Genomic DNA, 16,847 nt, shown 5'->3' on the forward strand with positions numbered 1-16,847 from the left:
GGGTTATGCAAGTTAAGCGTTTTTTCGCCGCCGATATGCGTCAGGCCATGAAGCTGGTTCGCGATGAGCTGGGGGCCGATGCCGCCATCATTGGCAACCGACGGATTGCTGGCGGTGTCGAGCTGACGGCTGCGCTGGACTACAAGCTGTCCGCCCTGGCGCCGCGGGTGCCGAATGTCGAGCTCGAGGACGAGCTGCGCAAGACCCAGTCGCGCATCGTCACCGCCCAGGCCGAGCTGAGCAGCCGCAGCGAGAGCGAAGATGCCAATCGCCAGCTGTTTGCCGGCTTGCCGCTGACTGCTTCCGAGCCGCTGGTCGACCCGCAGGTCGAAGCGCCGGCCGTGCCTGCTGCACCGGCTGCGGCACCCATCGACCCGCGCCTGTTCGACTCGATGCGCTCGGAGCTCTCGGGCCTGCGCGAACTGCTTGAAGTACAGCTCGGCTCGCTGGCCTGGAGCCAGTTGCAGGGCAACAAGCCGCAGCAGGCCAACCTCTGGCGCCGCCTGCAGCGCATCGGCCTGTCCGGGCCGATTGCCCGCGAACTGCTCGAGCTGACCACCGAAATCGAAGAGCCGCGTCACGCCTGGCGCATGCTCCTGGCGCACCTGGCGCGGATGATCCAGGTGCCGGAAATCGAACCGATCGAAGAAGGCGGTGTCATTGCCATGGTCGGTCCGGCCGGCATGGGCAAGACCACCACCCTGGCCAAGCTCGCCGCGCGCTACGTGCTCAAGTACGGCGCGCAGAACCTGGCCCTGGTGAGCATGGACAGCTTCCGTATCGGCGCCCAGGAGCAGCTCAAGACCCTGGGGCGGATCCTCAATGTCTCGGTTACTCACGTCGACCCGGGCCAGTCGCTGGCCCAGGCCCTCGACCCGCTGCTGCGCAAGCGCGTGGTACTGATCGATACCGCCGGCCTGCAAGCCAGCGACCCGGCGCTGCGCATGCAGCTGGAAACCCTTGCCGGGCGCGGGATTCAGGCCAAGAATTACCTGGTACTGGCAACCACCAGCCAGAAACAGGTGCTGACCGCCGCCTACCACAGCTACAAGCGCTGCGGCCTGGCCGGTTGCATCCTGACCAAGCTAGATGAAACCGCCAGCCTCGGCGAAGTATTGAGCCTGGCAATCAGTCACGAACTGCCGGTGGCCTATCTTACCGATGGCCCGCGCATTCCTGACGACCTGCACCTGCCGCGCCGGCACCAGTTGGTCAGCCGCGCAGTGAGCGTGCAGATGCAGGACGAGCCCAGCGAAGAGGCCATGGCCGACATGTTCGCTGATCTCTACCACAGCTCCGGCAAACGCGTGGGCTGAGGGGAATATGAATACGTTGCAAAGTACCTACATCAATGGTCTGCCAGGCATTTTTCAGGTGTTGAAAGCGCAGCCCAGTCATGTGGCCTCGGTCTAAGTAAGACAAGGTAAAGAACAAACATGGGTAGCATGCATCCCGTACAGGTGATCGCCGTGACCGGCGGCAAAGGTGGCGTTGGCAAGACTAACGTGTCAGTGAACCTGTCATTGGCGCTGGCTGAGCTTGGCCGTCGGGTCATGCTGCTGGACGCCGACCTGGGCCTGGCCAACGTTGATGTGCTGCTGGGCCTGACGCCCAAGCGCACCCTGGCCGATGTCATTGAAGGCCGTTGCGAACTGCGCGACGTGCTGCTGCAAGGCCCCGGCGGTGTGCGCATCGTGCCGGCGGCCTCGGGCACGCAGAGCATGGTGCACCTGGCTCCGGCCCAGCACGCCGGCCTGATCCAGGCCTTCAGCGAGATCGGCGACAACCTCGATGTGCTGGTGATCGACACCGCTGCAGGTATCGGTGACTCGGTAGTCAGTTTTGTCCGCGCCGCCCAGGAAGTGCTGCTGGTGGTGTGCGACGAGCCCACTTCGATCACTGACGCCTACGCGCTGATCAAGCTGCTCAACCGCGATTACGGCATGAACCGCTTCCGCGTCCTCGCCAACATGGCCCAGAGCCCTCAGGAAGGGCGCAACCTGTTCGCCAAGTTGACCAAGGTCACTGATCGCTTCCTCGATGTCGCCCTACAATACGTCGGTGCGGTGCCTTACGACGAATGTGTGCGCAAGGCGGTGCAGAAGCAGCGAGCGGTCTATGAAGCCTTCCCGCGTTCCAAGTGCGCGCTGGCATTCAAGGCCATTGCCCAGAAGGTCGATAGCTGGCCGCTGCCTGCCAACCCACGGGGGCACCTGGAGTTCTTCGTCGAGCGCCTGGTGCAACCGACGAGTGCGGGTCCGGTGCTATGAACGCCAGTGGTTATCGGATGTACAGCAAGGCTTCGCGTGACGCCCAGTACGAACTGATCGAGCGTTACGCGCCGCTGGTCAAGCGCATCGCCTACCACTTGTTGGCACGTCTGCCGGCCAGTGTGCAGGTGGAGGACCTGATCCAGGCCGGGATGATCGGCCTGCTCGAAGTCGCCAACAAGTATGACGCCAGCAAGGGGGCCAGTTTCGAGACCTACGCCGGCATCCGCATCCGTGGCGCCATGCTCGATGAAGTGCGCAAGGGCGACTGGGCGCCGCGTTCGGTACACCGCAATACCCGCATGGTCAGTGACGCGATTCGTGCAATTGAAGCAAAAACCGGCCGTGACGCTAAAGATCACGAGGTTGCTGCCGAACTTCAATTGAGTCTCGATGATTATTACGGGATTTTGAATGACACCCTGGGCAGCCGCCTGTTCAGTTTCGACGACCTGTTGCAGGACGGCGAACATGAAGGCCTGCACGAGGACGGTGCCAGTGCCCAGCTCGAGCCTTCGCGCGATCTGGAAGACGAGCGTTTTCAGGCAGCCCTGGCCGATGCCATCGCCAACCTGCCGGAACGCGAGCGTCTGGTCCTGGCGCTGTACTACGACGAAGAGCTCAACCTCAAGGAGATCGGTGAGGTCCTGGGGGTGAGCGAGTCGCGTGTCAGCCAGTTGCACAGCCAGTGCGCGGCACGTTTGCGTGGTCGCCTGGGGGAATGGCGGGCGCGTTGAACGCAGGTTCGATGCAGTCGTGAAATGTAGTGCCGAATTGATTGAATGCGCGTTCCGCGCTGAACGCGTTAAAGACTGCTTGGAGGTCTAATTGAACAAAGACATGAAAATCCTCATCGTGGACGACTTTTCGACGATGCGGCGGATCATCAAGAACCTGTTGCGTGATCTGGGCTTTACCAACACCCAGGAAGCCGACGACGGCAACACCGCACTGCCGATGCTCGAAAGCGGTCATTTCGACTTTCTGGTGACCGACTGGAACATGCCTGGCATGTCCGGTATCGACCTGCTGCGCAAAGTGCGTGCCGATGAGCGCCTCAAGCACCTGCCGGTGCTGATGGTGACTGCCGAAGCCAAGCGCGAGCAGATCATCGAAGCCGCCCAGGCCGGGGTCAACGGCTACGTGGTTAAGCCGTTCACTGCCCAGGTGCTGAAAGAAAAGATCGAAAAGATCTTCGAGCGCGTCAATAGCTGAGGTACGCCACGGGGGCGCTATGGAGCAAACACAATCATCCTTGGGCGAGTTTGAGTCGACACTCAAGAAACACGCCCGGGAACTGGTCGACAGCCTTGAACGAGGCAAGTTCGGCGACGCGGTGCAACTGATCCATCAGCTGAACCAGACCCGTGACCTTGGCCTGTATCAGGAAGTCGGCAAACTCACCCGCGAGCTGCACAGCGCGATCGTCAGTTTCCAGATCGACCCGCACATGCCGCAAGCCGAGGAAGTGTCGCAGATCACCGATGCGACCGAACGCCTGTCCTACGTGGTCAAGCTGACCGAGGGCGCGGCCAACCGCACCATGGACCTGGTCGAAGCCAGCACGCCGGTACTCAACGAACTGAGCGACGAGGCCAAGGCGCTGAGCGTCGACTGGCAGCGCTTCATGCGCCGCGAAGTGGCGGCACCGGAGTTCCGTGAGCTGGCCAAGCGTGTCGACAGTTTCCTGACGCGCAGCGAGGAGGGCAACCGCAAGGTCGCCAGCCACCTCAATGACATTCTTCTGGCTCAGGACTACCAAGACCTGACCGGCCAGGTGATCAAACGCGTCACGGCGCTGGTCACCGAAGTAGAAAGCAATCTGCTCAAGCTCGTGCTGATGGCAAGTCAAGTTGACCGTTTTGCCGGTATCGAACATGACCACCAGCAGCTGCGCGCTGAAAAAGATCAAGAAAAACATCCGACTCGGGGTGAAGGTCCGCAGATTCATGCCGATAAGCGTGAAGACGTTGTGTCCGGTCAGGACGATGTCGACGATCTGCTGTCCAGTCTGGGTTTTTAGGGAGCACGTTTAATGAGCTTCGGCGCCGATGAAGAAATCCTTCAGGATTTCCTGGTAGAAGCCGGCGAAATTCTTGAGCAACTGTCCGAGCAATTGGTCGAGCTGGAAAGCCGACCGGATGATGCCGACCTGCTCAATGCGATCTTTCGCGGTTTTCACACTGTAAAAGGGGGCGCCGGCTTCCTCCAGCTCAACGAGCTGGTGGAGTGCTGCCATATCGCCGAAAACGTGTTCGACATCCTGCGCAAGGGTGCCCGACGCGTCGACTCCGAACTGATGGACGTGGTCCTGGAAGCCCTGGACACGGTCAACAGCATGTTCGGCCAGGTTCGCGAGCGCAGCGACATCACCCCGGCGACCCCAGAGCTGCTGGCGGCGCTGTCGCGCCTGGCCGAGCCTGCCGGGGAAGACGAAGCACCAGCCCCTGCCGCTGAGCCCGAGGTGGTTGAAGCGCCGGCGGCCGAGGCCGAGGCGGACATCACCGACACCGAATTCGAACAACTGCTCGACTCGCTCAATGCAGTCAAGGCCGAGGCACAAGCCCAGGACGCCGAGCCTGCCGGTGACGAAATCACCGACGCCGAGTTCGAGTCGCTGCTTGACCAGTTGCACGGCAAGGGCCAGTTCGCCGCCGACAACCTCGGCGGCGCGGCTGAAGCGCCGGCTGCTGCAGCTGCCGCTGGCGATGTCAGTGGCGACATCACCGACGATGAATTCGAAGCGCTGCTCGACCAGTTGCACGGCAAGGGTACTTTTGCCGTCGATGCGCTGCCGGGCGCTGCTGCCGCGCCTGTGGAAGCCTGCGCGCCTGCCGCGGCTGGCGATCACATCTCCGAGCACGAGTTCGAAGCGCTGCTCGACGAACTGCACGGCAAGGGCAAGTTTGCTCCGGACGCAGTAGCCACGGCTGCACCAGTTGCCAGCGCAGCACCTGCGAAAGCGGCGGCCAAGCCTGCGCCAGCACCTGCCGCCAAGCCAGCTGCTGCACCAGCCCCTGCGGCCAAAGCAGCGGCTGCGGCGCCTGCACCTGCACGCCAGGCCGCTCCGGCTGCCGAAAAGCACCCTGCCAGCGAAACCGAAACCACCGTACGGGTCGACACCGCGCGGCTCGACGAGATCATGAACATGGTCGGCGAGCTGGTGCTGGTGCGTAACCGCCTGGTGCGTCTGGGCCTGAACAGTGGCGACGAGGCCATGTCCAAGGCCGTGTCGAACCTCGACGTGGTGACCGCCGACCTGCAGACCGCGGTGATGAAAACCCGCATGCAGCCGATCAAGAAGGTCTTCGGGCGCTTCCCGCGCCTGGTTCGCGACCTGGCCCGGCAGTTGAAGAAAGAAATCAACCTGGAGCTGGTCGGCGAAGAGACCGACCTCGACAAGAACCTCGTCGAGGCCCTGGCCGACCCGCTGGTGCACTTGGTGCGCAACGCCGTCGACCATGGCGTCGAAACCCCGGAAGAGCGCGAAGCCTCGGGCAAGTCCCGCGGCGGCAAGGTAGTGCTCTCGGCCGAACAGGAAGGCGACCACATCCTGCTGTCGATCTCCGATGACGGCAAGGGCATGGACGCCGACGTGCTGCGTGCCATTGCGGTCAAGCGCGGAGTGATGGACAAGGACGCCGCCGATCGCCTGAGCGAGACCGAGTGCTACAACCTGATCTTCGCCCCGGGCTTCTCGACCAAGACCGAGATTTCCGACGTGTCCGGGCGTGGCGTGGGCATGGACGTGGTGAAAACCAAGATTTCCCAGCTCAACGGCTCGATCAACATCTACTCGACCAAGGGCCTGGGCTCGAAGATCGTCATCAAGGTGCCGCTGACCCTGGCGATCATGCCGACGCTGATGGTCATGCTCGGCAACCAGGCGTTCGCCTTCCCGCTGGTCAACGTCAACGAGATCTTCCACCTCGACCTGTCGCGCACCAACGTGGTCGACGGCCAGGAAGTGGTGATCGTGCGTGACAAGGCCTTGCCGCTGTTCTACCTCAAGCGCTGGCTGGTCAGCTCGGCCGCTCATGAAGAGCAGCGCGAGGGCCATGTGGTGATCCTTTCGGTGGGTACCCAGCGGATCGGCTTCGTCGTCGATCAACTGGTGGGCCAGGAAGAAGTGGTCATCAAGCCGCTGGGCAAGATGCTCCAGGGCACCCCGGGCATGTCGGGCGCCACCATTACCGGTGACGGGCGCATTGCGCTGATCCTCGACGTACCGAGCATGCTCAAGCGTTACGCCGCCCGGCGTATTTGATTCTGGTGGCGCGGCTCACATGCCGCGCCCCCTAATGGAGTGTTTATGGCAGTCAAGGTCCTGGTGGTGGATGATTCCGGTTTCTTCCGCCGCCGCGTCTCGGAAATTCTTTCAGCGGACCCGACTATCCAGGTCGTCGGTACCGCGACCAATGGCAAGGAAGCGATCGACCAGGCGCTGTCGCTCAAGCCCGATGTCATCACCATGGACTACGAAATGCCCATGATGGATGGCATCACCGCCGTGCGTCACATCATGCAGCGTTGCCCGACCCCGGTGCTGATGTTCTCCTCGCTGACCCACGAAGGCGCCCGCGTCACCCTCGATGCGCTGGATGCCGGTGCGGTCGACTACCTGCCGAAGAACTTCGAAGACATCTCGCGCAACCCGGAGAAGGTCAAGCAACTGCTGTGTGAAAAGGTTCATACCATTTCCCGCAGCAACCGTCGTTTCAGTGCCTACGCAAGCCCGGCGCCCGCGCCGCAGCCAGCCGCGCAACCTGCCGTCAGCAGCCTGGGCAGCACGCCTGCACCACGCGCCGCAGCACCTGTGCGCGCAGCGGCTGCGCCAGCATCGAGTGCTTCGCCGGCACCCAAGCGCAAACCCTACAAGCTGGTTGCCATCGGTACTTCCACCGGCGGCCCGGTTGCCCTGCAGCGGGTTCTGACCCAGTTGCCGGCCAACTTCCCGGCGCCGATCGTGCTGATCCAGCACATGCCGGCGGCCTTTACCAAGGCGTTTGCCGAGCGCCTCGACAAGCTGTGCAAGATCAGCGTCAAGGAAGCCGAGGACGGCGACATGCTGCGCCCGGGCCTGGCCCTGCTGGCCCCTGGCGGCAAGCAGATGATGGTCGACGGCCGCGGCACGGTGAAGATCCTGCCGGGCGACGAGCGCCTGAATTACAAACCGTGCGTGGACATCACCTTTGGTTCGGCGGCCAAGTCCTATGGCGACAAGGTGCTGTCGGTGGTGCTCACCGGCATGGGCGCCGACGGCCGTGAAGGTGCACGCCTGCTCAAGCAGGGCGGCAGCACCGTGTGGGCCCAGGATGAAGCCAGCTGCGTGATCTACGGCATGCCCATGGCCATCGTCAAAGCCAACCTGGCAGACGCCGTGTATGGCCTGGACGAGATCGGCAAGCACCTGGTCGAGGCCTGCGTCTGATGGATGTCTTGAGCCTTATCGGGATCATCCTGGCCTTTGTCGCCATCGTTGGCGGCAACTACCTCGAAGGCGGCCACCTGTCGGCACTGCTCAATGGCCCGGCGGCCTTGATCGTGCTCGGCGGCACCCTGGCGGCGGCCTTGCTGCAATCGCCGATGAGCGCCTTCAAGCGCGCGCTGCAGATCGTGCGCTGGATCCTGTTCCCGCCACGGGTCGACCTGGCTGGCGGTATCGACCGGGTCGTCAACTGGTCGCTGACCGCACGCAAGGAAGGCCTGCTGGGCCTGGAAGGCGTCGCCGATGCCGAGCCGGACCCGTACGCACGCAAAGGTCTGCAGTTGCTGGTCGACGGCGCCGAGCCGGAAGCCATTCGCAGCATTCTCGAAGTGGATTTCTACACCCAGGAAAGCCGCGACGTGCAGGCCGCCAAGGTGTTCGAGAGCATGGGCGGCTATGCGCCGACCATCGGTATCATCGGTGCGGTGATGGGCCTGATTCACGTCATGGGCAATCTTGCTGACCCGTCGCAGTTGGGCAACGGCATTGCCGTGGCCTTCGTCGCCACCATTTACGGTGTTGCCAGTGCCAACCTGATCCTGCTGCCGATCGCCAACAAGCTCAAGGCCCTGGCCCTGCGTCAGTCGCGCTACCGGGAAATGCTTCTGGAAGGCTTGCTGTCGATCGCCGAAGGCGAAAACCCGCGCTCGATCGAGCTGAAGCTTCAGGGCTTCATGGAGTAACACATGGCGCGCCGTCGACAACCCGAAGAGCATGAAAACCACGAACGCTGGCTGGTGTCCTACGCCGACTTCATCACCTTGCTGTTTGCCTTCTTCGTGGTCATGTATTCGATCTCGTCGATCAACGAGGGCAAGTACAAGGTCATTTCCCAGGCGCTGATCGGCGTGTTCAACGACCCCGAGCGGAGCATGAAGCCGATCCCCATTGGCGACGAGCGCCCGCTCAGCGTCAAGCCGGCCGAGCCGTTGATCAAGGACAGCGAGCAGGTCGATGCGGGCCTGGCGCAAACCAGCAGCGACCCGCTCAAGACCATCACCGATGACGTGCGCGACGCCTTCGGCGACCTGATCAAGTCCGACCAGATGACCGTGCGCGGCAACGAGCTGTGGGTCGAGATCGAACTCAATTCCTCGCTGCTGTTCGGCAGCGGCGACGCCATGCCCAGCGACGTGGCGTTCAACATCATCGAGAAGGTGGCGAAGATCCTCAAGCCGTTCGCCAACCCGGTGCACGTCGAAGGCTTTACCGACGACCTGCCGATTCGCACCGCGCAGTACCCGACCAACTGGGAGCTGTCATCGGCACGGGCGGCGAGTATCGTCCGGCTGCTGGCGATGGAAGGGGTGAACCCGGCGCGCATGGCATCGGTCGGCTATGGCGAGTTCCAGCCGATCGCCGCCAACGACAGCGCTGAAGGCCGGGCGCGCAACCGACGGGTGGTGCTGGTGATCTCGCGCAACCTCGAAGTACGCCGCAGCCTGACTGGCACTGGCAGCGCCAATGCCACCCCGGACGCGGCGATGAAGCGGGCTGGCACACAAACTGCACCGCCAGCGGTAGCACCGACGGTGGGCGACAATCGCGTCAATTCCCCGTCACCGACCCTATAACCGATCCCGGCAGGGCAGGCTGCCGTACCGGGAGGAAGCAACGCAATGAGAGTCTGGGCAGTAGCCAATCAAAAAGGTGGAGTCGGCAAGACCACCACGTCCATCGCCCTGGCCGGCCTGCTGGCCGAGGCGGGCAAGCGCGTGGTTGTCGTCGACCTCGACCCGCACGGGTCGATGACCAGCTACTTCGGGCACAACCCCGATGCGCTGGAGCACAGTTGCTACGACCTGTTCCTGCACAAGGGCACGGTGCCCGAGGGCTTGCCCGGGCAATTGCTGTTGCCCACCAGCGACGAGAAAATCTCGCTGCTGCCCTCGAGCACCGCCCTGGCCGTGCTTGAGCGCCAGTCGCCGGGCCAGAGTGGCCTGGGCCTGGTGATCGCCAAGTCTCTGGCGCAGCTCTGGCAGGATTTCGACTACGCCATCATCGACAGCCCGCCGTTGCTCGGCGTGCTGATGGTCAACGCCCTGGCGGCCAGCCAGCAGTTGGTGATCCCGGTGCAAACCGAGTACCTGGCGGTCAAGGGCCTGGAGCGCATGGTCAGCACCCTGGCGATGGTCAACCGCTCGCGCAAGCAGGCCTTGCCTTACCACATCGTGCCGACCCTGTTCGACCGCCGTACCCAGGCCTCGATGGGTACCTTGCGGGTGCTGCGCGACGCTTACCCCGAGCATATCTGGCAAGGCTACATCCCGGTCGACACGCGCCTGCGTGATGCCAGCCGGGCTGGGCTGACACCCTCGCAGTTCGACGGCAAAAGCCGCGGCGTGGTGGCTTACCGCGCCTTGCTCAAGCACCTGCTGACGCAGAACCTTGCCTTGCAGGTGGCCTGATGAATCGTCCTCAACAGCTTGCCAGCCGGCCGCAGATGGCCCTGCAGAGCTACCTCGATGGCTTGCTGCAGGAGGCCACCGAAGAACTCGACGAAGTGCTGCCAGTTTCGGTTGAGCCCGACGAATTCCAGGCGGCTGTGCGCGAAGAGCAGGCCCGTGATGCCCAGGTGGCGGCCCAGGCCGCAGTAAAACCCGAACCACGGCCGTTTGCCGAGCCATCTCGGCCGGTATTGCCGCTGACCTTGCCAGCGGTTGTCGAGCCTGTGCTGGAGCCTGTGGTCGAAGTGCCTGAGGTTGCCCAGGTTGCACCGGTCGAGCCGCTGGTGGACGTGCACCTGCCGCCGGCGCCCAATCAACCGGTACCGCCGGCCACCATCGATGGCCGTCCGGCCTGGGCCGCCGAGCCGTTCGAATGCCTGCTGTTCGATGTTGCCGGCCTGACCCTGGCGGTACCGCTGGTGTGCCTGGGCTCGATTTACTCGCTGGCCGGCCATGAACTGACACCACTGTTCGGCCAGCCTGACTGGTTCCTTGGCATCCTGCCGAGCCAGAGCGGCAACCTCAAGGTATTGGACACCGCCCGCTGGGTCATGCCCGACCGTTACCGGGACGACTTTCGCCAGGGCCTGCAGTACGTGATTTCGGTCCAGGGCTACGAATGGGGCCTGGCGGTGCATCAGGTCAGCCGTTCGCTGCGCCTGGACCCCAACGAGATCAAGTGGCGCAGCCAGCGTGGCCAGCGGCCATGGCTGGCCGGCACCGTGATTGAACACATGTGCGCGTTGCTCGACGTCGCCGAGCTGGCCGAGTTGATCGCCAGCGGCGCAGTCAAGCAACTGCACAACACCCATAAATAATCGGCCGCATCTGCCGCGACCGCACTGAGCACACCGCCGATGGCGGAATTTGAGGGATAGGGGAATGAAAAAATCGTCTGCACAAGGTTCCGAAGATCCGATCCTGCAGTGGGTGACCTTCAAGCTGGACAACGAGTCCTACGGCATCAATGTGATGCAGGTGCAGGAAGTCCTGCGCTACACCGAGATCGCCCCGGTCCCGGGTGCCCCGAGCTACGTGCTGGGCATCATCAACCTGCGCGGTAACGTGGTCACCGTGATCGACACCCGCCAGCGCTTCGGCCTGCTGTCCAGCGAGATCACCGACAACACCCGTATCGTCATCATCGAAGCCGACAAGCAAGTGGTCGGCATTCTGGTCGACAGCGTTGCCGAAGTGGTTTACCTGCGTCAGTCGGAAATCGAGACCGCGCCGAATGTCGGCAACGAAGAATCGGCCAAGTTCATCCAGGGCGTGTGCAACAAGAACAACGAACTGCTGATTCTGGTCGAGCTGGACAAGATGATGACCGAGGAAGAGTGGTCCGAGCTGGAGAACATCTGAGTTGATCCTCGAGGTTGCAGTCATATTTCTGGCGCTGCTCTGGGCGGTCAGCCTGTGGTTCTTCCTGAACTACAGCAAGCGCCAGCGCGAGCTGGCCGCGCAACAGGCCCAGGGCGATGCCGTGCGTGACCAGCGCATCAAGGACCTGGCCAAAAGCCTGGACGACTACCAGAACGGCAGCGTGCGTATGGGCGAAGCCCTGCACGAGCTGCGCGCGGTGGTTGCGCCCTTGCCGGACAAGCTCCTGCAACTGGAGCAGCGTGACCCCAACAGCCTGTCGTTTGCGCAAGCGGCGCGGCTGGTGGGCATGGGTGCCAGCGTCGATGAGCTGACCCAGTCCTGTGGTTTGACCCAGGCTGAGGCGGAGTTGATGAGCAAGTTGCACCGCAGCTGAGGGTTGCAGTGAATCAATCGCGGGGCAAGCCCGCTCCTACACCTTGTGTGGGAGCGGGCTTGCCCCGCGATGCTTTCAGGTACCCGGCAATCTCAGGTCGGTAGGGGTGATATCGCGCTCCTGCGGCCCCTCGTCGACAAACCCCACCGGCACCTTGCCCTTGAGCTGCCAGGCAAAGGCGATGATTTCGGCGATGGTCAGGTACAGGGCCTCGGGGATCTGATCGCCCAATTCCATGCGCGCCAACAGGCGCACCAGTTCGGCGTTCTCGTAGATCGGCACTTCATGCTCGCGGGCAATCTTCAGGATTGCCTCGGCCAGCTCGTCGTCGCCCTTGGCGCTGAGGGTCGGGGCCTGCTGACCGTCGTAAGTCAGGGCGATGGCCTGGCGTGGGTTCTTGTCGCTCATGCCTGTTCATCCACCCATCGTTGTTCCAGGTGTGTACGCGGCCCCTGGGGCGGTGTGCCGTGATGGCAGTGCAGTTCGGTAACGTTCAGGCCACGGGCCAGCAAGCGTTCGCGCAAGTTGCCAAGCTGGCTTTCGATCAATTGCGCAGTGCTCGGCCGTTCGGCCCATAGCTGGCTCGACAGGCTGCCCTGGGTGATTTGCGCCTGCACCTGCAGTGGCCCCAGTGGATCGAGATCGAAGGCCAGCTCAATGCGCCAGAGCATTTCCAGAGGATCGCGACGCTCACGTTCCGGGTCGCTTTGCTGCTCCGGGGTTTCTTCGCGCTGCAGCTTCATTTGCAGCGGCATGAAGTCCTGACCGTTGCGCAGGGGGATTTCCAGTTGCCAGGTGGTTTGCAGGTTGCCATCGGCGGTGGTGCCGGTCTGCTCAAGGCTTGCCAACTGATGGCTTTGCAGGCGCGAGATGGCTGAGGCGGCCAGGCGCAACAGGTGCTCGAGGTCGCCTTCCCCATCCTGGCTTGGCAATGACCGTGAGGGCAGGGGGAAGCCGCCGGGCTGTGGCCGCGGGCTGACCTGGCCGAGCATGCCCAGGGCGCTGCGGACCATGCCGGGCATGACCTGGGCCAGGGTACTGGCGGCCGCGGCGGGGTTGAAGGTGGCGTTGCCCGGCAGCCCCGGCAGCAGTTGCGCCACCAGGCGCGTCACCTGCGCCTTGAGGTCAGGTGCGAGTGTCGCGGGCAGCCCGGCCAGCAGCTTGGCCTCAAGAAACACGCCGCTGTTGCTCAGGGCCTGGGCCAGGCCTTTAGGGTCGCTGAGCTGACGCACATCCGGCAGGCTGGCCAGCAACTTGTCGACGTTGACGCGTACCTCGGCGGGCTGATTGTTATCGCTGCGCACCTGCTGCAGGGCGCTGAGCAAACCCTGCAGTGAGGCTTGGCGACTCTGCTGGCTGCTCAGTTGCTGGCTGATTGCCAGTTGCTCCTGGCGGCCGCTGAGCGGCACGAAGCTCAGCGACTGATCGCCCTGCACCCGGGCGCTGAGCAAGCTGCCCACCGTTAGCGGGCGCGGGCTGTCGATGGCCAGGGTGGCGCCAGCCTGCGGGCCGCCGAGCAAAGTGACCAGCGAGCGAAACTGCGCCAGTTGGCCGGCGTTTGCCGGCAATGCCTGGCTGGTAACGACCTTGCCTTGCAGCAGGGTGCCCACCGGCAGCTCGCGGGTGTCGATGCGGGTCAGGGTGGCGACGCTGCTGGCGATGGCTTGCTGCACTGTAATGCTCAGGTTGGCATTGCTGCTCTGGGTGACCGCCAGCTGGCTGCCCTGGGCCAGGGGCAGGGTGCTGCTGGCCTGGACATTGGTTTGCTTGCCGTTGTCCTGGGTCAGCTTGAGCAGCATCTGGAAGTCCTGGCCGACCTGGCGCAGGGCCAAGACCTCGGCCTTGGCGGTTTCGCCCGGGGCCAGCAGGGCCTGCTGCGGTTGCAGCAGGCGCAGCAGTTCGCCGGTCATCGCCGAGCGCAGCTGCGGGCTGGCCGGAATCTGTGTGCCGAGGTTGTTGATTTCGCCTGTCATCCGCTCGCAACCTGTTGAAATAGCCCTCTTTGCAGTAGGACATCACATGTATAATGCCGCCCGATCTTTGGCGATCAGCGCGGCCGGGCCACATCGTCGTTGCCAGTATAACGGCAAGGCCGGGACCGACTTGAGACAGGCATCCCAAGCATAAGGCGAAACCGTGACCCCTCATCTCCAAGCCGTGGGCCTGGCCTGCGAGCGCGACTGGCGAATGCTCTTCGAAAACCTCGAATTGCACCTGGGCGCAGGCGACATGCTGCAGATCAGCGGCCCCAACGGCAGTGGCAAGACCAGCCTGTTGCGCCTGATGGCCGGGCTCATGAGCCCGACCGCCGGGCAGATTCTAGTCAGCGGCAAGCCATTGGCCGAGCAGCGCAACGAGCTGGCGCGGATCCTCCTGTGGATCGGCCACGCCGCCGGCATCAAGGATGTCCTCAGCCCCGAAGAGAACCTCGCCTGGCTCTGCGCTCTGCATCGCCCGGCAGCGCCGGCGGCCATCCGCACGGCCCTTGAAGCGGTCGGCCTGCGCGGCTTCGAAGACGTCCCCTGCCACACCCTGTCGGCCGGCCAGCAACGCCGCGTGGCCCTGGCCCGGCTGTACCTGGACAGCCCGCCGCTGTGGATTCTCGACGAACCGTTCACTGCCCTCGACAAACAGGGCGTGGCCCAGCTCGAAGCGCACCTGGCCGCCCATTGCGAGCAGGGCGGCATGGTCGTGCTGACCACCCACCACACGCTGGAGCGCAAGCCGTCCGGTTACCGTGAACTGAACCTGGGGCAGTGGGCCGCATGAGTGTCTTTGTGCTGTTGTTGCGCCGTGAAGCGCGCCTGTTGTGCCGACGTCCTGCCGAGCTTGCCAACCCGCTGGTGTTCTTCGCCATCGTCGTTGCGCTGTTCCCGTTGGCGGTCGGACCCGAGACTCAATTGTTGCAAACCTTGTCTCCGGGGCTGGTCTGGGTGGCAGCGCTTTTATCGGTTCTGCTCTCGCTGGACGGGCTTTTCCGCAGTGATTTCGAGGATGGCTCGCTCGAACAGTGGGTCCTTTCGTCGCACCCCCTGCCTCTTCTGGTGCTGGCGAAAGTGCTGGCACACTGGGCCTTTTCCGGCCTGGCACTGGTATTGTTGGCACCCTTGCTGGCACTGATGCTAGGTTTGCCTGCGGCGTGCCTGCCGGTACTGCTGGCATCGCTCTTGCTCGGTACCCCGGTACTGAGCCTGTTGGGCGCCGTGGGTGCGGCCCTGACAGTCGGCTTGAAACGTGGCGGCCTGCTGCTGGCGCTACTTATTTTGCCGTTATATATCCCGGTATTGATCCTGGGCAGTGGCGCCTTGCAGGCGGCACTGCAAGCTATGCCGGCGACCGGTTATCTGCTCTGGCTTGGCAGCCTGACCGCCCTGGCAGTAACTCTGGCACCCTTTGCAATAGCGGCTGGCCTGAAGATCAGCGTCGGCGAATAATGAGGTCTGGGCCCAGCCCAGCAAAGACCCTGGATGTACCGTGATGAAAAGCAGCGCAATCAGCTGGACGTGGTTTCACAAACTGGGTTCACCCAAATGGTTCTATTCCATCAGCGGGCGGATGCTGCCGTGGCTGGCGATTGCCGCCATCCTGCTGATCGGCATCGGCGTTGTCTGGGGCCTGGCCTTCGCGCCCCAGGATTACCAGCAAGGTAACAGCTTCCGGATCATCTACATCCACGTGCCGGCGGCGATGCTTGCCCAGTCCTGCTACGTGATGCTGGCGGTGGCCGGGGTGGTGGGCCTGGTGTGGAAGATGAAGATCGCCGACGTCGCCCTGCAATGCGCGGCGCCCATCGGCGCGTGGATGACCGCCGTGGCGCTGGTCACCGGCGCCATCTGGGGCAAGCCGACCTGGGGCAGCTGGTGGGTCTGGGATGCGCGACTGACGTCGATGCTGATCCTGCTTTTTCTGTACTTCGGTCTCATTGCCCTGAGCCATGCCATCAGCAATCGTGAGAGCGCGGCCAAGGCCTGCGCGGTGCTGGCCATCGTCGGGGTGATCAACATCCCGATCATCAAGTACTCGGTGGAGTGGTGGAACACCCTGCACCAGGGCGCCACCTTCACCCTCACCGAAAAGCCGGCGATGCCCGCCGAGATGTGGCTGCCGCTGCTGCTGACGGTGCTGGGTTTCTACTGCTTCTTCGGCGCCGTGCTGTTGCTGCGCATGCGCCTTGAAGTGCTCAAGCGCGAGGCGCGCGCCAGCTGGGTCAAGGAGGAGGTATTGAACAGCCTGGGTCGGGAGATGGCGCGATGAGCTTTGCCTCCTTCAGTGATTTTCTCGCCATGGGCCATCACGGCCTGTACGTCTGGTCGGCCTACGGCATCTGCCTGCTGGTGCTGGCCCTCAACGTCGCCGCGCCGGTGCGCGCCAAGCGCCGTTATTTGCAAGAACAGGCGCGCCGTCTGCGCCGGGAGAACAAACCGTGAATCCGCAGCGTAAAAAGCGTCTGTTCATCATCCTCGGCCTGCTGGCCGGGATTGGCATTGCCGTGGGCCTGGCCCTGAGTGCCCTGCAACAGAACATCAACCTGTTCTACACCCCGACCCAGATCGCCAACGGCGAAGCGCCGCTGGACACCCGCATCCGCGCTGGCGGCATGGTCGAGAAAGGCTCGCTGCAACGCTCCGGCGACTCGCTGGACGTGCGCTTCGTGGTCACCGACTTCAACAAATCGGTGCCGATCACCTACCGCGGCATCCTCCCCGACCTGTTCCGCGAAGGGCAGGGCATCGTCGCCCTGGGCAAGCTCAACGCCGAAGGCGTGGTAGTGGCCGATGAAGTGCTGGCCAAGCACGACGAGAAATACATGCCGCCAGAGGTCACCAAGGCCCTCAAGGAAAGCGGCCAGGTCGCCACCGATGCCGGAGCCAAGCCATGAATGCGGC

Annotated in this window: 19 protein-coding genes and 1 pseudogene; 18 read left to right on the forward strand and 2 right to left on the reverse strand. The window is 63.5% G+C overall.

The window, feature by feature from the left end:
- Positions 1 to 5 precede the first annotated feature (5 nt).
- From flhF to UB48_RS20305, 13 genes are all read left to right on the forward strand, one after another.
- On the forward strand, positions 6 to 1,316 hold the full coding sequence (flhF, locus tag UB48_RS20245) for a flagellar biosynthesis protein FlhF (protein ID WP_045200312.1): 1,311 nt from the start codon (positions 6 to 8) through the stop codon (positions 1,314 to 1,316).
- 120 nt (positions 1,317 to 1,436) lie between these two features.
- Positions 1,437 to 2,270 (forward strand): flagellar synthesis regulator FleN, encoded by an 834-nt coding sequence (gene fleN / locus UB48_RS20250; RefSeq protein ID WP_016393812.1) that lies wholly within the window; start codon positions 1,437 to 1,439, stop codon positions 2,268 to 2,270.
- Positions 2,267 to 3,007, forward strand: coding sequence for an RNA polymerase sigma factor FliA (gene fliA, locus UB48_RS20255; protein ID WP_010225024.1), 741 nt, complete (start codon positions 2,267 to 2,269; stop codon positions 3,005 to 3,007). Before fleN ends, fliA begins: the two co-directional genes overlap by 4 nt.
- A 103-nt stretch (positions 3,008 to 3,110) precedes the next feature.
- Entirely contained in the window at positions 3,111 to 3,485 is a 375-nt protein-coding gene (locus UB48_RS20260; protein WP_036990294.1) for a chemotaxis response regulator CheY, read from the forward strand.
- 19 nt (positions 3,486 to 3,504) lie between these two features.
- Positions 3,505 to 4,293 carry a protein phosphatase CheZ gene (locus UB48_RS20265; RefSeq protein ID WP_045200319.1) on the forward strand — a complete coding sequence of 263 codons (789 nt, stop codon included), beginning with the start codon at positions 3,505 to 3,507 and terminating at the stop codon, positions 4,291 to 4,293.
- Positions 4,294 to 4,305: 12 nt separating this feature from the next.
- Entirely contained in the window at positions 4,306 to 6,537 is a 2,232-nt protein-coding gene (locus tag UB48_RS20270) for a chemotaxis protein CheA (protein WP_045200321.1), read from the forward strand.
- Between the two features lie 45 nt (positions 6,538 to 6,582).
- Positions 6,583 to 7,701, forward strand: coding sequence for a chemotaxis response regulator protein-glutamate methylesterase (locus UB48_RS20275; protein WP_045200324.1), 1,119 nt, complete (start codon positions 6,583 to 6,585; stop codon positions 7,699 to 7,701).
- The gene (locus UB48_RS20280) at positions 7,701 to 8,441 is read left to right on the forward strand and encodes a flagellar motor protein (RefSeq protein ID WP_045200326.1); all 741 of its coding nucleotides are present in this window, start codon (positions 7,701 to 7,703) and stop codon (positions 8,439 to 8,441) included. Before UB48_RS20275 ends, UB48_RS20280 begins: the two co-directional genes overlap by 1 nt.
- Positions 8,442 to 8,444: 3 nt before the next feature.
- Positions 8,445 to 9,332: a flagellar motor protein MotD gene (gene motD / locus UB48_RS20285; RefSeq protein WP_045200328.1), complete on the forward strand. Its 888-nt coding sequence runs from the start codon at positions 8,445 to 8,447 to the stop codon at positions 9,330 to 9,332.
- Between the two features lie 45 nt (positions 9,333 to 9,377).
- Positions 9,378 to 10,166, forward strand: coding sequence for a ParA family protein (locus UB48_RS20290; protein WP_045200330.1), 789 nt, complete (start codon positions 9,378 to 9,380; stop codon positions 10,164 to 10,166).
- Complete coding sequence (locus tag UB48_RS20295) at positions 10,166 to 11,023, forward strand: CheW domain-containing protein (protein ID WP_045200332.1); 858 nt, start codon at positions 10,166 to 10,168, stop codon at positions 11,021 to 11,023. Before UB48_RS20290 ends, UB48_RS20295 begins: the two co-directional genes overlap by 1 nt.
- A 64-nt stretch (positions 11,024 to 11,087) precedes the next feature.
- The gene (locus tag UB48_RS20300) at positions 11,088 to 11,567 is read left to right on the forward strand and encodes a chemotaxis protein CheW (RefSeq protein WP_010225041.1); all 480 of its coding nucleotides are present in this window, start codon (positions 11,088 to 11,090) and stop codon (positions 11,565 to 11,567) included.
- A gap of 1 nt (position 11,568) precedes the next feature.
- Entirely contained in the window at positions 11,569 to 11,961 is a 393-nt protein-coding gene (locus UB48_RS20305; protein WP_038996358.1) for a DUF2802 domain-containing protein, read from the forward strand.
- 75 nt (positions 11,962 to 12,036) lie between these two features.
- On the opposite strand, the gene UB48_RS20310 is transcribed toward UB48_RS20305, so the two are convergent.
- A complete protein-coding gene (locus UB48_RS20310) occupies positions 12,037 to 12,369 on the reverse strand; it encodes an EscU/YscU/HrcU family type III secretion system export apparatus switch protein (RefSeq protein WP_045200334.1) in 333 nt (110 codons plus the stop codon).
- Positions 12,366 to 13,934 (reverse strand): flagellar hook-length control protein FliK, encoded by a 1,569-nt coding sequence (locus UB48_RS20315; protein ID WP_045200336.1) that lies wholly within the window; start codon positions 13,932 to 13,934, stop codon positions 12,366 to 12,368. The genes UB48_RS20310 and UB48_RS20315 overlap by 4 nt, the downstream gene beginning before the upstream one ends.
- A 163-nt stretch (positions 13,935 to 14,097) precedes the next feature.
- Here UB48_RS20315 and ccmA point away from each other — a divergent pair.
- From ccmA to ccmE, 5 genes and pseudogenes are all read left to right on the forward strand, one after another.
- Positions 14,098 to 14,793 (forward strand): annotated as a pseudogene (ccmA, locus tag UB48_RS20320) (cytochrome c biogenesis heme-transporting ATPase CcmA); the annotation flags it as partial.
- The gene (gene ccmB, locus UB48_RS20325) at positions 14,739 to 15,395 is read left to right on the forward strand and encodes a heme exporter protein CcmB (RefSeq protein ID WP_256326753.1); all 657 of its coding nucleotides are present in this window, start codon (positions 14,739 to 14,741) and stop codon (positions 15,393 to 15,395) included. The pseudogene ccmA and the gene ccmB, both read left to right, overlap by 55 nt.
- 43 nt (positions 15,396 to 15,438) lie before the next feature.
- Positions 15,439 to 16,215: a heme ABC transporter permease gene (locus UB48_RS20330; RefSeq protein ID WP_038996353.1), complete on the forward strand. Its 777-nt coding sequence runs from the start codon at positions 15,439 to 15,441 to the stop codon at positions 16,213 to 16,215.
- The gene (ccmD, locus tag UB48_RS20335; RefSeq protein WP_038996352.1) at positions 16,212 to 16,388 is read left to right on the forward strand and encodes a heme exporter protein CcmD; all 177 of its coding nucleotides are present in this window, start codon (positions 16,212 to 16,214) and stop codon (positions 16,386 to 16,388) included. Before UB48_RS20330 ends, ccmD begins: the two co-directional genes overlap by 4 nt.
- Entirely contained in the window at positions 16,385 to 16,840 is a 456-nt protein-coding gene (ccmE, locus tag UB48_RS20340) for a cytochrome c maturation protein CcmE (protein ID WP_045200340.1), read from the forward strand. The genes ccmD and ccmE overlap by 4 nt, the downstream gene beginning before the upstream one ends.
- Positions 16,841 to 16,847: the final 7 nt, after the last annotated feature.

The sequence above is a fragment of the Pseudomonas sp. 2(2015) genome, from assembly GCF_000955865.1.
Classification (GTDB): domain Bacteria; phylum Pseudomonadota; class Gammaproteobacteria; order Pseudomonadales; family Pseudomonadaceae; genus Aquipseudomonas.

Excerpts from the sequence above, each read along its gene's own strand:
- UB48_RS20260 (WP_036990294.1), top strand. The coding sequence starts at position 3,111 with ATGAAAATCCTCATCGTGGACGACTTTTCGACGATGCGGCGGATCATC.
- UB48_RS20310 (WP_045200334.1), bottom strand. The coding sequence starts at position 12,369 with ATGAGCGACAAGAACCCACGCCAGGCCATCGCCCTGACTTACGACGGT.
- UB48_RS20280 (WP_045200326.1), top strand. The coding sequence starts at position 7,701 with ATGGATGTCTTGAGCCTTATCGGGATCATCCTGGCCTTTGTCGCCATC.
- fleN (WP_016393812.1), top strand. The coding sequence starts at position 1,437 with ATGGGTAGCATGCATCCCGTACAGGTGATCGCCGTGACCGGCGGCAAA.
- flhF (WP_045200312.1), top strand. The coding sequence starts at position 6 with ATGCAAGTTAAGCGTTTTTTCGCCGCCGATATGCGTCAGGCCATGAAG.
- motD (WP_045200328.1), top strand. The coding sequence starts at position 8,445 with ATGGCGCGCCGTCGACAACCCGAAGAGCATGAAAACCACGAACGCTGG.
- UB48_RS20295 (WP_045200332.1), top strand. The coding sequence starts at position 10,166 with ATGAATCGTCCTCAACAGCTTGCCAGCCGGCCGCAGATGGCCCTGCAG.
- UB48_RS20300 (WP_010225041.1), top strand. The coding sequence starts at position 11,088 with ATGAAAAAATCGTCTGCACAAGGTTCCGAAGATCCGATCCTGCAGTGG.
- UB48_RS20275 (WP_045200324.1), top strand. The coding sequence starts at position 6,583 with ATGGCAGTCAAGGTCCTGGTGGTGGATGATTCCGGTTTCTTCCGCCGC.
- UB48_RS20315 (WP_045200336.1), bottom strand. The coding sequence starts at position 13,934 with ATGACAGGCGAAATCAACAACCTCGGCACACAGATTCCGGCCAGCCCG.
- UB48_RS20265 (WP_045200319.1), top strand. The coding sequence starts at position 3,505 with ATGGAGCAAACACAATCATCCTTGGGCGAGTTTGAGTCGACACTCAAG.
- UB48_RS20270 (WP_045200321.1), top strand. The coding sequence starts at position 4,306 with ATGAGCTTCGGCGCCGATGAAGAAATCCTTCAGGATTTCCTGGTAGAA.
- fliA (WP_010225024.1), top strand. The coding sequence starts at position 2,267 with ATGAACGCCAGTGGTTATCGGATGTACAGCAAGGCTTCGCGTGACGCC.
- UB48_RS20290 (WP_045200330.1), top strand. The coding sequence starts at position 9,378 with ATGAGAGTCTGGGCAGTAGCCAATCAAAAAGGTGGAGTCGGCAAGACC.
- UB48_RS20330 (WP_038996353.1), top strand. The coding sequence starts at position 15,439 with ATGAAAAGCAGCGCAATCAGCTGGACGTGGTTTCACAAACTGGGTTCA.
- ccmD (WP_038996352.1), top strand. The coding sequence starts at position 16,212 with ATGAGCTTTGCCTCCTTCAGTGATTTTCTCGCCATGGGCCATCACGGC.